Consider the following 13,327-nt stretch of genomic DNA (forward strand, 5'->3'; position numbering starts at 1 on the left):
TGCTAAAACAGTATCTTGCTCAACCTTGCCCGAAAGTCACCCGGTGGATTTCGATCGTCACTCGAAGCTGTCGTAGCCGGCTCGTCCGCTGTCGAGAAGCCGCTTCAGCGTCTGGAAGCCGGCCCTTACCTCGGCGCGCTGGGGTGGCGAGGAAAAGCCGATGCGGATCCGGTGGAAGACATGATCGGTGCGGCCGGCCTTGAACTCATCCTCGTCGTCGACGAGCACGCCTTCCTGCAGTGCGGCCTGCTTGAAAGTGCCGGATAGCCAGGGGTCCGGCAACTTCATCCAGAGGAATGGAATGCAGGGATGGGAGGCGAACTCGATGCCTTCGAAGACTTCGCGCGCGATTGCCTCGCGGGCGCGAACCTCCTCGATACCCTGGCTGCGCAAGGCCGCAGCCGAACCGGAAAGCACCAGCCGGGCGCAAAGTTCCGCCAGGATGAAGGGTAGGCCGCCGCTGACCATCTTGTGGGCGATGCGGATGCGTTGGCCGAAATTCGGAGGGCAGGCGACCCAGCCGCCGCGAACGCCGGCGGCGACCGACTTCGAAAGACCGCCGACCAGGAAGGTGCGTTCCGGGGCCAGTTCGGCGAGCAGCGGCGTCTGATCGCCGGTCATGGCACCGTAGAGATCGTCTTCGACCAACCACACGCCATATTTGCGGGCGATATCGGCGATCGCCTGGCGGCGGGCGAGCGGCATGACCGCCACTGTCGGGTTCTGCGCGCTCGGCATCAGGAAGGCGAGCTTCGGATGCTGCTGCGCGCAGACGCGCTCGAAGTCGTCGGGGATCATGCCGAAGGCGTCGGATTCGACCATCGTCGTGCGGCGACCGATCAGGCCGACGCTGCGACTGACCTGTGAATAGGTCAGCGTCTCGAAGGCGATACGATCGCCGGGCGCCGTCACCGCGGCGATCACGGCAACGACGGCCGCATGGGCGCCGAGCGTCGGCACGATGTTTTCCGGCCTCGGGCGGAAGCCACCGCGCGCCAGCCACAGGCAGCCCGCCTCGAACCAGTGATCCGGGAAGTTGCGCGCGTAGCTTGCGATGTCCGCATGGTGCTCGTGGCTGATTTCGCTCAGCACTTCGCTCAAAACCGTTCCCTGGCCGATATCCGGCGCGGCAGTGCTGTCAAACCGGAGCTTGCCGACCGGCGCCACCAGCGGCCGGGTGCCGGCGAGGGACGTCGTCAGCGGGTCCGACTGCTCCGGCGGCCGGCTTTCGGGGTGGTCTAGCACATAGGTTCCGCGCCCGACTTCGCCGCTCACCAGGCCGCGCTCGCGGACAATGTTGTAGGCTCGGCCGATCGTGCCGATTGTCACCCCGATATCGTAGGCGAGGTTGCGCTGCGGTGGCAACTTGGCACCGACGGGCAGGGCGCCGTTGCCAATTGCGTGTTCGATCTGGTCGGCAATCCGCGCGTAAAGCGGACCGTGACCCTGCTGTATGTCCGGGAGCCAATTTGTCATAGTGACAATTCTCTAGATTACAGCGGGAAATATGTCAATTATCACCATAACAACGATGACAATCGCTGCATTGGGGTTATCAATGAGTACAATGGATACAATTTGTTTGTCCCGCTCGGAAGCACAGTCCATTGAGTGCACCAGCACATTGCTGGGCGGCGACTATTCGGACGAACGCGAAGGCCTGCTGAAGCGGCTGTGGGGCCTCTATTGCGAACTGGCGGCCAAGCGCCGCAGTCGGTTGGCGCTCGGCGAAATGAGCGACTGGCAGCTCAAGGATATCGGCGTTTGCGAAAAGGATGCGCGCCAGGAATCACAGGTGCCGTTCTGGCGGTAGCCGATCGGTATTGTGCCCCTGACCGCGCATAGAAAAAGGGCCGGCGTAACCCTTGGGGATCGCGCCGGCCCTTGGAAACATTCGGCAATTGAGCGAAGTCTTACTTGCAGCCCTGTCCGCCGGCGGCCCAGCGCCTGATGTCGGCAGCCATGCGCGTTCCCGTCGGTTCGCTCATCAACGGTCCGAAGGCCTGCAGGCGGGCCGGATTGCCCTCGGCCTGAACGACGGCGAGGGGGCGCGCTTCCGGCGACTTGCGCGGCACGATCAGGATGCGCGGGCGGCCGGAGAAGGAATTGAGTTCCGGCGCCAGGCGATAGGATTTGAATGCGGCATCGCCGGATTTGAACCAGCAGCTGTTGGCGCCGAGCGCCACGCGTTCCATGGTCGGCAGCGCGGCCGTGTTCGGGCTCGGTGCAGGCGGCTTCGGCGACTGGCACGAGGCCAGAAGCGCAAGACCGAATGTTGCGCAGGCAAGGCCGGTCAGGCGTGCAGGGACAAATGAAGGCATCGACGGTCTCGCTCGCAAATCGGGGATGGGTCGGATGCCTTCTATCAGGCGGATGGTTAAGCGGCGATTACTTCAAGTGCAGAAGCAAAGAGGCCGCGGCCGTCGGAACCGCCATGCGCGGCTTCGATAAGGTTTTCCGGATGCGGCATCATGCCGAGCACGTTGCCTTGCGCATTCATCACACCTGCGATGTCGTTCATCGAGCCGTTCGGATTGGTGCCTTCGGCGTAGCGGAAGACGACCTGGCCATTGCCTTCGATCGTCTTCAACGTCTCGGCGTCGGCGAAGTAGTTGCCGTCGTGATGAGCGACGGGCGAGCGGATCACCTGGCCCTTGGAATAGGCGCGGGTGAAGTCGGTGTCGGCGTTTACGACCTCAAGCTTGACCTCACGGCAGACGAACTTGAGCGAGGCGTTGCGCATCAGCGCGCCCGGCAGCAGGCCGGCCTCGACGAGGATCTGGAAGCCGTTGCAGACGCCGAGCACCTTCACGCCCTTTTCCGCCTTGGCCTTGATCGCCTGCATGACCGGCATGCGCGCGGCGATCGCGCCGCAGCGCAGGTAGTCGCCATAGGAAAAGCCGCCGGGGATGACGATCAGGTCGACATCCGGAATCTCGGTCTCGGTCTGCCAGACGGTGACAGGCGCCTTGCCGGAAATCTTGGTGAGGGCCGCGATCATGTCGCGGTCGCGATTGAGGCCCGGAAGCTGGACGACGGCTGACTTCATATCTCTGTCTCCGTTAGCGGCGAGATCAAATCTTGATGCCGCACCCCGACGAGCCAGGCACCACTTGCGACGATCGCAGCACGACTCCCATTGGGCGTGCGCTGCTCGTCGTTTCTTAGAGGCTGGTTCCGCGCCCGAAGACGCGGACCGATCTTCATGCCTGACCGATCAGGCGAACGAGATGCTGTAGTTCTCGATCACCGTGTTGGCGAGCAGCTTTTCGCACATGGCCTTCAAGTCTTCCTCGGCCTTGGCCTTGTCTGCCGATTCGATCTGCAGGTCGAAGACCTTGCCCTGACGAACCTGGCCGATGCCGTCGAAGCCGAGCGCACCGAGCGCACCTTCGATTGCCTTACCCTGCGGATCGAGAACGCCGTTCTTCAGCGTCACGGTTACACGTGCCTTGATCACTTTGATTTCCCCGATGTTACTTTACCAGAACCGGACCGGTGCCACGCACCGGTTCGTTCTCGTTCATGATGCCGAGACGGCGGGCGACTTCCTGGTAGGCCTCGACGAGACCACCGAGGTCGCGGCGGAAGCGGTCCTTGTCCAGCTTTTCCTTGGTCTCGATGTCCCACAGACGGCAGCTGTCCGGGGAAATTTCGTCCGCGAGGATAATGCGCATCATGTCGCCCTCGAACAGGCGACCGCACTCGATTTTGAAGTCGACGAGCTGGATGCCGACGCCGAGGAACAGGCCGGTCAGGAAATCGTTGATGCGGATGGCGAGCGCCATGACGTCATCAAGTTCCTGCGGGCTTGCCCAACCAAACGCGGTGATGTGCTCTTCGGAGACCATCGGGTCGTCGAGCGCATCGGCCTTGTAATAGAATTCGATGATCGAGCGGGGGAGGATCGTGCCCTCCTCGATGCCGAGGCGCTTGGCGAGCGAGCCGGCGGCAACGTTGCGCACGACAATCTCGAGCGGGATGATCTCGACTTCCTTGATCAACTGCTCGCGCATGTTGAGACGGCGGATGAAGTGCGTCGGGATGCCGATGCGGTTCAGGTGCGTGAAGATATACTCGGAAATCCGGTTGTTCAGCACGCCCTTGCCATCGATGACGTCATGCTTTTTCTTGTTGAAAGCGGTCGCGTCGTCCTTGAAAAACTGGATGAGCGTGCCCGGCTCCGGACCCTCATAGAGGATCTTGGCCTTGCCCTCGTAGATACGGCGGCGACGATTCATGAATTTTGTCTCTGTGGTTGTTGGCGCTCTCGGGACGCGCGTGGACTATCTCTCGGGGTCCATAGCCGAAAAGAACCGATTTCACAATCGGCGTATCTTCCCGTTCCCCTGATTTGCATAGGGCGCCGCGCGTCCTCTCAAAGTGCGCCGAGGTTGCCGCAGCCGCACGACGCGGCGATGTTCTCATCCGCGATGGAATGCGATCAAGGAACGGCGGAAGGGTAACATGAAAGTCATCAAACCGGAAAAGTTCGCATTGCAGTTTGACCTTCGTTTTGATTTATGGCGATAAACTGATTTCAGCATGGAATTCTCAGGGAGATTGATTGATGACGTCGATGCAGGATCGCGAAAAAGCCTTCGAAGCAAAGTTTGCGATGGACGAAGAGCTGAGGTTCAAGGCTGAAGCGCGTCGCAACAAGCTGCTCGGCCTGTGGGCCGCCGGCCTGCTCGGCAAGGCCGACGCCGACGCCTATGCCAGCGAAGTGGTGGCTGCCGATTTCGAAGAGGCCGGCCACGAAGACGTCGTGCGCAAGATCAAGGCGGATTTCGACGCGGCGGGCGTTGCCCAGACCGAAGAGCAGATCCGCGTGCGCATGCTCGAACTGCTCGGCGAAGCGGTCCAGCAGGTTCAGAGCAAATAAGCCGAAAGGCTGTTGCACCACCGATTGAAGCGCCGCCCGTCCATCAGGACGGGCGGTTTTTGTTTGTGCTTCTTATTTCTCCGGCCCTCCGAAGACCGGCTTCCAGCCGCGGCGCAATCGCTGCTCCAGCTCCAGGCGGTCCATCGGCCGCGCGAGCGCGTAGCCCTGAAGCACGTCGCAGCCGAGGTCCCGCAGCATCGCCGCATGTTCCCAGGTCTCGACGCCCTCGCCGACGACGGCGATGTTGAGCGAATGGCCGATGTCGATGATCGCCCGCACCAGCTTCGCTTGTTTTGCGCTTTCAGTCATCGGGCCGACGAGCGCCCGGTCGATCTTGAGCCGGGCCGGATTGAGATTGAGCAGACCGATGATCGATGCATGTCCGGTGCCGAAATCGTCGATCTCGATTTCGATGCCGAGGTCGCCGAGCGCCGAAATGGTCTCGGCGATCTCGTCCTCGAGGTCATCGAGGAAGATCGACTCCAGAAGTTCGAGCGAAAGCACACCCGGCGGGATCCGCATGTCGCTGAGGTCGGCGACGAGGCCCGGATCGCGCAGGCGCGGCGAGGACATGTTGACCGAGAGCTTGGGCACGCCCAGGCCCTCACGCTGCCAGGACTGAAAGTCGCGATAGGCGATCTCGACTACCTTCCGGTCGATTGCCGGCAGGACGTTGATCTCCTCGGCCACTTTCAGGAAATGGAAGGGGGCGAGGATGCCGCGCTCGGGATGGTTCCATCGCACCAGAGCCTCGACGCCGGTTATCTCCAGCGTGCGCGCATGGAACTGCGGCTGGTAGTAGACCGTGAACTGCCCTTCCTCGATCGCCTGGCGGATGTCGTCGCCGATGCGCTTGGCGTTGAGGATCTGGGTTTGAATGAGCTCGGAAAACACTTCGACGCGGTCACGTCCGAGGCTCTTTGCCCGATAGAGCGCGATGTCGGCATTCATCAGCAGCTGTTTTGCATCGACGTCCTCCTGCCCCTTCCAGGCAATGCCGATGCTCGCACCCAGTCGGCAGAGCTGGCCGTCATAGGGGATAGGGCGACGGAAGGCATGGACGATCCGCTCGGCAAGCTCGCTCAGTTGCGGCAGGTCTCGGTCCCGGCGGCAGAGGATGACGAATTCGTCGCCGCCGATACGGGCGATGAAATCGTCATGGCGGGCATGGGCGCGCAGGATGGCGGCCGCATGCGTCAGCATCGCGTCGCCGGCCTGATGGCCAAGCGTGTCGTTGATCTGCTTGAACCGGTCGAGGTCGATATGCAGGATCGCGTTGACGGCGACGTTCTCCGTCAGCATCTGATCGAGATAACGACGGTTCGGCAGGTCAGTCAGGTAGTCGTGCAGCGCGTTGTACTCGATCCTTATCCGCGCCTGCTCCAGTTCGCGGTTCCGGGCTTCCGCCGAGCCCTTGGCCTGGCGCAGCTCTTCCTGCAGCGCAATGTCTTCGGTGACGTCCCAGTTGGCGCCGATGAGCTTGCGGGTTCCCAGATGATCGACATAGGTCGCTGCATTCGAGCGGATGTGGCGGACGGAGCCGTCCGGCCGCACGATGCGGAAGGCGTTGCTATAGGGTTTTCCCGAGGCGATGCCTTCTTCGGTCCTGGCGATGACGGCGTCGCGATCCCCTGGGTGAAGGCAGTTTTCCCAGGTCTCGGAACTGGGCGGCCCGTCGCCCGGGTCGAGACCGTAGATCTCGAACATGCGCTCGTCCCAGTCGTCGCGCTCGATGTCGAGATTGAAGTCGAACACGCCGATCTTCGAGACGCCGAGCGCCAGCCGCAGCCGGCGCGAGACCTCCTCGAGCCGTGCCTCCGCCTCCTTGCGGGCGGTGATGTCGGTGTCCGTGCCGATGATGCGGCTCGGCCTGCCATCCGGCCAGTAGGCAACCGAGGCGCCGCGGCTTTCGATCCAGATCCAGTGACCGTCCGCATGGCGCTCGCGATACTCGAAGTTGTTGAAGATGGCCGCGCCCGAATCCTGCCGCTCGATCGCGGCGCGCACATGCGCATGGTCGTCCGGGTGAACGCTTTGAATCCAGGTTTCAAGGGAACCGTCGACCTCGGCGTCCTCAGGCAGGCCACGCAGTCGCTTCCAGGTGGCGGAGTAGAAGAGGTCGCCGGTCTCGAAGTCGTGGTCCCAGACGCCTTCGAGCGCGCTGTCGAGCGCATATTTCCAGCGGGTCTCGTCGTTGCGCAGTCGGGCGATCTCGTTGACGAAATCATCGGCCGGCAGCATCAGGAGCAGCGAGCCGGCCTTGTCGCCGAACCGCGTCGGCGACGAGGAAACGAGCATCGGCACGGAGCGGTCGGGACCAAGGAAACGGATCGTCTCTGCGACCGTCAACGCGGCGCGCGGCGGCAGGCGGGGTCGGTCCTCGTCCTCTACGAATTCGCTCAGAAATGCCTGTTGCAACTGGCCCGGTGCGCGACCGAGCACTTCGCCGGCGCGGGCGTTGGCCGCGAGAACCCGTCCATGCCCATCGACAACGACGGCGCCTGCCGGCAACCGTTCCAGGGTGGCCTGAGTCAGAGCATCCGGATGCCCCGGTGCGCCAGACGCACCTTTGGTGAGACGTTCGTTTACGGCCACTTCCCATGTCCAGTATCTGCGGCCAGACAACCAACCGGAAGGAGCCGGTCAATGGGGCCGCAAATCAAGGTCAGACAGCGCTCCGCACCATCACGGAGACGAGTCGCATTGTCGAGCCCGGCGATGATGACCGCGGACAATGAACGTCGGATTAATAAGGCGTCAGCGAGCCGATGCGACGCGTCAGGGTTTGAGCCGGCTCAGGAACTGGGCAAACACCATCGTTCCTTCCGGCCATGGTCCATGGCCGGACTCGGTGTTGATGTGGCCGGATTCTCCGGCGTCGACGAGCAGCGAACCCCAGGCGTTGGCGATTTCGCCGGCGTGTTCATAGGAGCCGAACGGATCGTTGCGGCTGGCGACCATCAGCGACGGGAAGGGAAGAGGATCGCGGGGATAGGGGCCGAAGGTCATCAGGTGCTTCGGACGGATCGTCGGGTTGGCAACATCCGGCGGCGCCACGAGGAAGGCGCCGGCAATCGGCTTCTGGAAATGGGGCAGGGCGTGGACGGCGGTCGCGACACCGAGCGAATGAGCGACGATGACCACCGGCTTTTCCGACGCATTGACCTCCTCGACCATGCGGGCCACCCAGTCCTCGCGGACGGGCTTTGACCACTCGGCCTGCTCGACGCGGCGCGCGGTCGACATCTTGCGCTCCCAGCGGGTCTGCCAGTGCTCCGGTCCGGAGTTGGTGTAGCCTGGAACGATGAGGATATGAGCGTCGGATACTTTCATGGTGGCCGCGATGTGGCGCTGAAAGACGCCGAAGTCAAGGCCTCCGGCATTGCTCGCCCATCAAGGCGTGCCAGGGGGCATGAAAGCTGCGCGACGGGCGTGGTGTCTCGCCCGTCAATCGGCCGCCTCTCGGCGGAAAGAGGGGCAGGCGACAGCGGTCGCATTTTCTGTATAATCGAACGGACGGTCGCGGATGGTGCGGCTTGGTTTCGCCGCATCGCTGTTCCGTGGCCGCTCTGGTTCGTTGAGGAGTGTGAGCCATGACAACATTCCATGTCCTGTCGGGAGCGGACGCGAGTGTCGCCCATCCCGGAATAAAGAAGATCGGCGTCGCGGATGTGTTCGACGCCTTGCGCCTTGGATTTGACGATTTTCGCGAAAAGCCGTCGCACTACGTCTTTCTTTGCCTGATCTACCCGATAGCCGGTGCCGTTCTGATCACCTGGAGCGCGGGCGCCAACATGCTGCCGCTGCTTTATCCTCTTGCCTCCGGCTTCGCGCTGATCGGCCCTGTCGCCGCGATCGGCCTTTACGAAATCAGCCGACGGCGAGAACTCGGCATGGACTACTCCTGGCCGCATGCGCTTCGTCTGCATCGCTCTCCGGCTCTGCCGTCGATCATGGCCGTCGCCGCCATGCTGTTCGTCGTGTTCATTCTCTGGCTGCTGGTTGCGCAGGCGCTCTATGCGCAGATCTTCGGGACGGCACCGCCGGCTTCGATCGCCGCCTTCTGGAACGGCGTCGTCAGCACCGAGCAGGGCTGGAATCTCATCCTCGTCGGCAACGCCGTCGGCTTCGTCTTCGCAGTCATCGTGCTGTCGACGTCCGTCGTGTCGTTCCCGTTGCTGATCGATCGGGACGTCGGGGCCGTGTCCGCGGTCGAGACCTCCATCCGCGCAACCCTCGTCAACCCGGTGCCTGTCGCCGTCTGGGGTTTCATCATCGCCGCCGGTCTGGTGATTGGCTCGATCCCGGTCTTCGTCGGCCTCGCGGTCATCATGCCGATCTTCGGCCACGCCACCTGGCACCTTTATCGCAAGATGGTGGAGCCAGGTCCGCGCGCCCGTTCACGGTAATTGTGCGGCACGACACAATCGCCAAATGAGAAAAGCGCCGCAGGTCGGTCGACGTGCGGCGTTTTTCGGCGCATCTGCCGGCGCGAAACCGGGCCTAGAGCGCCGTGCGTTCATACGAACGCACAAAGGACGCTCCAGCACTTTGATTCTAGAGCATCTTTCCGCCCGCAAGTGATTCCACTTGAAGGCAGGATGCTCTAGCGAAAGTGCTTGTAATAGGATGAGATCTGCGCCGCCGTGTTGGACGACAGGTTGAGCTTGATGCCGATCTTGTCGCCGCGATACCAGCGGACCATGCCGGTCAGGAAGCCGAGCTCCTCGCTTCTGATCGTCACTTCCTGCCCCGTCTTGGCGCCGATGTCGAAGAGAAGCTGAAAGCAGATGCCCTCCGCCGAAAGGTCCTTGACGATACCGTTGCTGGAACCGGACTTGACGGTCACCGTTCCCGTAATTTTCGTTTGCGTGCGCTGCGTCGCCCGCTCGACACTGTCCTTGTAGGCCATGTGATCCTCAGAACCTGGATTGACAGGCCCTGAATTTTGCACGCAATGCGTGAATTTCCTGCTAACAGAAATGCCCGCATTCGAGCGGCGTGCTCCAAATGCGGGCATGGCAACAAAACCAATGGCCTACGGCCGTCCGCTCAGTGCGGGCACTCAGCCGAAAACACGCTTGAAGATCGTGTCGACGTGCTTGGTGTGGTAACCGAGGTCGAACTTTTCGCGGATGTCTTCTTCAGACAGCGCGGCGCGAACTTCCGCATCGGCGAGCAGCTCTTCGAGGAAGTCCTTGCCCTGTTCCCAGACCTTCATGGCGTTGCGCTGCACCAGGCGGTACGCGTCCTCACGCGACACGCCGGCCTGCGTCAGCGCCAGAAGCACGCGCTGCGAATGCACGAGCCCGCGGAACTTGTTCATGTTCTTGGTCATGTTCTCGGGATAGACGAGCAGCTTGTCGATCACGCCTGTCAGACGCGCCAGCGCGAAGTCGAGCGTCACCGTCGCATCGGGGCCGATCATGCGCTCGACCGAGGAGTGCGAGATGTCGCGCTCATGCCAGAGGGCAACGTTTTCCATGGCGGGGATGGAGAAGGCGCGAACCATGCGGGCAAGGCCCGTGAGGTTCTCGGTCAGGACCGGGTTGCGCTTGTGCGGCATCGCCGACGAGCCCTTCTGGCCCGGCGAGAAATACTCTTCCGCCTCGAGAACCTCGGTCCGCTGCAGATGGCGGATCTCGGTGGCAAGGCGCTCGATCGACGAGGCGATGACGCCGAGGGTGGCGAAATACATCGCATGACGGTCACGCGGGATGACCTGGGTGGAAACCGGTTCCGGCTTCAGGCCAAGCGCCTTGGCGACGTGTTCCTCCACGCGCGGGTCGATGTTGGCGAAGGTGCCGACGGCGCCCGAGATCGCGCAGGTGGCAACTTCCTCGCGCGCGGCGATGAGACGCTGCTTGCAACGGTCGAACTCGGCATAGGCGAGTGCCAGCTTGACCCCGAAAGTGGTCGGCTCGGCGTGAATGCCGTGCGAGCGGCCGATCGTCACCGTGTCCTTGTGCTCGACGGCGCGGCGCTTCAGGGCTTCGAGCAGCTTGTCGAGGTCGGCGAGCAGCAGATCCGTCGCCCGCACCAGCTGGACGTTGAAGCAGGTATCCAGCACGTCAGACGAGGTCATGCCCTGGTGGATGAAACGGCTGTCCGGGCCGACGAATTCGGCAAGATGCGTCAGGAAGGCGATGACGTCATGCTTGGTGACGGCCTCGATCTCGTCGATGCGCGCGACGTCGAAGGTGGCAGCGCCGCCCTTTTCCCAGATCGTGCGGGCTGCATCCTTCGGGATCACGCCGATTTCGGCAAGCGCATCGCAGGCGTGGGCCTCGATCTCGAACCAGATGCGGAATTTCGTTTCCGGCGACCAGATGGCCACCATTTCCGGTCGGGAGTAACGGGGGATCATGGGCTTAAGCTTTCGTCGTCAGTGGAGGATGGCCGTGCCTCTAGCAAAGATAGCCGTGAAGCTCAACGCCGTTGCGCAAAGCGATCGCTTGCCAGCCACAGGCTGACGGCGACGAGTATAACACCGCCGATCGGCAAATAGAGGCGAAGTCCCATCACGAGAAACTGGTAGAAGGCGATGAGCGTCGTAAAAGCGAACTGGAAGAACCAGGTCCGGGTTCCGATCGGAGCGTGCCATTGCGAATAGAACTCTCGGTAGTCGAGCGCAAAGAGCAGTGCCGTCACTCCGATCGTGCCGAGCGAAAGGAAAAAGAGATAGGCAGCGAAACGCGTTTCCGCTCGGCGTCCGAGCGCTGCGAAGCGGGCCAGAAACAGCGACGGCGGCCAGGCAAGAAGGGCACCAGACCCGAAGAGCCACAGCAGCTCGGCCAGATGAAAGGTCACGTCCCGTTCAAACAGCCAGAGCGCGAACCAAGCCGACAGTGTCATCGCCGCGCTCCAGAAAGGCGCGCCGAAGAGCAACAAAGGCACGCTCGGAACGGACCGGGCGAGGCGGGCCCGTTTCCGGGCACCAGCCGCCGCACGCCCTGCTTTCGCTTCGACGCTGGCGGCTGCCTCGTTCATTTCGCGATCCGCGTCGGGATCGCGATCCAGCGTCCGTCCGTCGTGCCTTCGAAGCCGAGAGATTTCACGAGCACCATGATCACATGGGTCTCCGAACCATCGTCGTTCCGGTGGGTGACGGCGCCGCCGATCTGGTAGCCGGTGGGGCAACGGCGACTTTCCGGTATGCGGCTGTCGTCCTGAAGCACGTCTTTTGCCGGCGCGCGCGCCTTCATCGTCATCGACAGACGAAAACCCTTGGCCTCCTTCAGGAAATCCTTGCAGATGCCTTCCGGCTCGAAGGTCTTTTCCTCAAGCGTTACCGAATAGGTCTCGCGGAAGGCTTCGTCAGCCGCAAAGGAATCGTAGGTGAGCGCCAGCGGCTTGGTGTTGGCTTCCGTGATCGGATTGAAGGCCGCGAGCAGCCCGGGCGCGTCGGCCAGCCGATAGGCGTCGATCAGGGGGGCGGCGCGGCGACGGGCTTCATGGCGCGCCTTCGACAGCGGACTGCCATCCTCGCGGCTGACGGCACGCACCGGTGCGCCCGGCAGGAAGCTGTCATTGCGCGTGTCGATCACATAGATGGTCGAATAGGGAAAGCCGGAGCCGTCCTGGACGCCATATTCCTCGAAGGCAAAGACATTGCCGTCGGCCGAAAAGCCGATCGGCTGCAGCGCGGCATAGTCGCCGGCGAGGGTCGGCGATGCGACTGTCGCGGCAGCGAGCGAAAGTACGCCGGGAAGTGCCGCGCGTAGCCTCATCGATAGGCCTTTCTTGCGGGCGCACGGATCGCCTCGATCGCAGCACGATAGGCCTCGACGGAGCGGCCCTTGAAGATCGCCGAACCGGCGACAAGGACATTGGCGCCAGCGCCGGCGGCAGTGGCCGCCGTTTCGGGCGCAATGCCGCCGTCGACTTCGATCTCGATCGGCCGATCGCCGATCATCGCCTTGATACGACGGATCTTTTCCGCCGTCGCATCGATGAATTTCTGCCCGCCGAAGCCCGGATTGACGGTCATGACAAGGATGAGGTCAACCTCGTCGAGCACGTACTCGATCGCGCTCTCGGGCGTTGCCGGATTGAGCGAGACGCCAGCCTTCTTGCCGAGCGACTTTACGGTCTGCAGCGAGCGGTGAAGATGCGGACCGGCTTCGGCATGGACCGTCAGGATATCGCAGCCGGCCTTGGCAAAAGCTTCCACAAACGGATCGGCGGGCGAAATCATCAGATGGCAGTCGAACGTCGCATCGGTGTAGCGGCGCAGCGACTTGATGACATCCGGGCCGAAGGTGATGTTCGGCACGAAATGACCGTCCATGACATCGAGATGGATCCAGTCCGCGCCAGCATCGACGACATCGCGAACCTCCTGACCGAGCTTGGAGAAATCGGCCGCCAGGATCGACGGGGCAATGCGGATAGGATGGGTCATGGCGCGCTCCAGCGTGTTTTCGGCGGGAATAGCACCGC

15 protein-coding genes are annotated in these 13,327 nt (G+C 62.6%); 3 read left to right on the top strand and 12 right to left on the bottom strand.

Annotation, left to right across the window (positions count from 1 at the left end):
* Positions 1 to 57: 57 nt before the first annotated feature.
* Positions 58 to 1,476 (bottom strand): PLP-dependent aminotransferase family protein, encoded by a 1,419-nt coding sequence (locus tag XB14_RS08230; protein ID WP_077961134.1) that lies wholly within the window; start codon positions 1,474 to 1,476, stop codon positions 58 to 60.
* A 106-nt stretch (positions 1,477 to 1,582) separates the two neighbouring features.
* On the opposite strand from XB14_RS08230, the gene XB14_RS33140 reads away from it, so the two are divergent.
* Positions 1,583 to 1,813, top strand: coding sequence for a DUF1127 domain-containing protein (locus tag XB14_RS33140; protein ID WP_419178569.1), 231 nt, complete (start codon positions 1,583 to 1,585; stop codon positions 1,811 to 1,813).
* A 100-nt stretch (positions 1,814 to 1,913) separates the two neighbouring features.
* On the opposite strand, the gene XB14_RS08240 is transcribed toward XB14_RS33140, so the two are convergent.
* From XB14_RS08240 to purC, 4 genes are all read right to left on the bottom strand, one after another.
* A complete protein-coding gene (locus XB14_RS08240; protein WP_077961135.1) occupies positions 1,914 to 2,321 on the bottom strand; it encodes a hypothetical protein in 408 nt (135 codons plus the stop codon).
* Between the two features lie 56 nt (positions 2,322 to 2,377).
* Positions 2,378 to 3,049, bottom strand: a complete 672-nt coding sequence (gene purQ / locus XB14_RS08245; protein WP_077961136.1) for a phosphoribosylformylglycinamidine synthase subunit PurQ — start codon at positions 3,047 to 3,049, stop codon at positions 2,378 to 2,380.
* A gap of 168 nt (positions 3,050 to 3,217) precedes the next feature.
* Entirely contained in the window at positions 3,218 to 3,460 is a 243-nt protein-coding gene (gene purS, locus XB14_RS08250; protein ID WP_034794427.1) for a phosphoribosylformylglycinamidine synthase subunit PurS, read from the bottom strand.
* Positions 3,461 to 3,476: 16 nt separating this feature from the next.
* Positions 3,477 to 4,241, bottom strand: a complete 765-nt coding sequence (purC, locus tag XB14_RS08255) for a phosphoribosylaminoimidazolesuccinocarboxamide synthase (RefSeq protein WP_077961137.1) — start codon at positions 4,239 to 4,241, stop codon at positions 3,477 to 3,479.
* A gap of 329 nt (positions 4,242 to 4,570) precedes the next feature.
* On the opposite strand from purC, the gene XB14_RS08260 reads away from it, so the two are divergent.
* The gene (locus XB14_RS08260; protein WP_077961138.1) at positions 4,571 to 4,885 is read left to right on the top strand and encodes a DUF1476 domain-containing protein; all 315 of its coding nucleotides are present in this window, start codon (positions 4,571 to 4,573) and stop codon (positions 4,883 to 4,885) included.
* Positions 4,886 to 4,957: 72 nt separating this feature from the next.
* On the opposite strand, the gene XB14_RS08265 is transcribed toward XB14_RS08260, so the two are convergent.
* The gene (locus tag XB14_RS08265; protein ID WP_179119559.1) at positions 4,958 to 7,480 is read right to left on the bottom strand and encodes an EAL and GGDEF domain-containing protein; all 2,523 of its coding nucleotides are present in this window, start codon (positions 7,478 to 7,480) and stop codon (positions 4,958 to 4,960) included.
* Between the two features lie 183 nt (positions 7,481 to 7,663).
* Positions 7,664 to 8,218, bottom strand: coding sequence for an RBBP9/YdeN family alpha/beta hydrolase (locus XB14_RS08270; protein ID WP_077961140.1), 555 nt, complete (start codon positions 8,216 to 8,218; stop codon positions 7,664 to 7,666).
* A 260-nt stretch (positions 8,219 to 8,478) separates the two neighbouring features.
* Here XB14_RS08270 and XB14_RS08275 point away from each other — a divergent pair, with 260 nt between their 5' ends.
* On the top strand, positions 8,479 to 9,294 hold the full coding sequence (locus XB14_RS08275; protein WP_077961141.1) for a DUF2189 domain-containing protein: 816 nt from the start codon (positions 8,479 to 8,481) through the stop codon (positions 9,292 to 9,294).
* Positions 9,295 to 9,491: 197 nt separating this feature from the next.
* Here XB14_RS08275 and XB14_RS08280 read toward each other — a convergent pair whose 3' ends face one another.
* The 5 genes from XB14_RS08280 to rpe form a co-directional block, all read right to left on the bottom strand.
* Positions 9,492 to 9,797 carry a PilZ domain-containing protein gene (locus XB14_RS08280; protein WP_077961142.1) on the bottom strand — a complete coding sequence of 102 codons (306 nt, stop codon included), beginning with the start codon at positions 9,795 to 9,797 and terminating at the stop codon, positions 9,492 to 9,494.
* A gap of 153 nt (positions 9,798 to 9,950) precedes the next feature.
* Entirely contained in the window at positions 9,951 to 11,252 is a 1,302-nt protein-coding gene (gene purB, locus XB14_RS08285; RefSeq protein WP_077961143.1) for an adenylosuccinate lyase, read from the bottom strand.
* Positions 11,253 to 11,314: 62 nt separating this feature from the next.
* Positions 11,315 to 11,875 carry a hypothetical protein gene (locus XB14_RS08290; protein ID WP_143348291.1) on the bottom strand — a complete coding sequence of 187 codons (561 nt, stop codon included), beginning with the start codon at positions 11,873 to 11,875 and terminating at the stop codon, positions 11,315 to 11,317.
* On the bottom strand, positions 11,872 to 12,615 hold the full coding sequence (locus tag XB14_RS08295; protein WP_077961144.1) for a DUF2259 domain-containing protein: 744 nt from the start codon (positions 12,613 to 12,615) through the stop codon (positions 11,872 to 11,874). Before XB14_RS08295 ends, XB14_RS08290 begins: the two co-directional genes overlap by 4 nt.
* Positions 12,612 to 13,289 carry a ribulose-phosphate 3-epimerase gene (gene rpe / locus XB14_RS08300; RefSeq protein WP_077961929.1) on the bottom strand — a complete coding sequence of 226 codons (678 nt, stop codon included), beginning with the start codon at positions 13,287 to 13,289 and terminating at the stop codon, positions 12,612 to 12,614. The genes XB14_RS08295 and rpe overlap by 4 nt, the downstream gene beginning before the upstream one ends.
* Positions 13,290 to 13,327: the final 38 nt, after the last annotated feature.

The organism is Ensifer adhaerens (assembly GCF_002007205.1).
In the GTDB taxonomy this organism is placed as follows: Bacteria; Pseudomonadota; Alphaproteobacteria; order Rhizobiales; family Rhizobiaceae; genus Ensifer; species Ensifer adhaerens_D.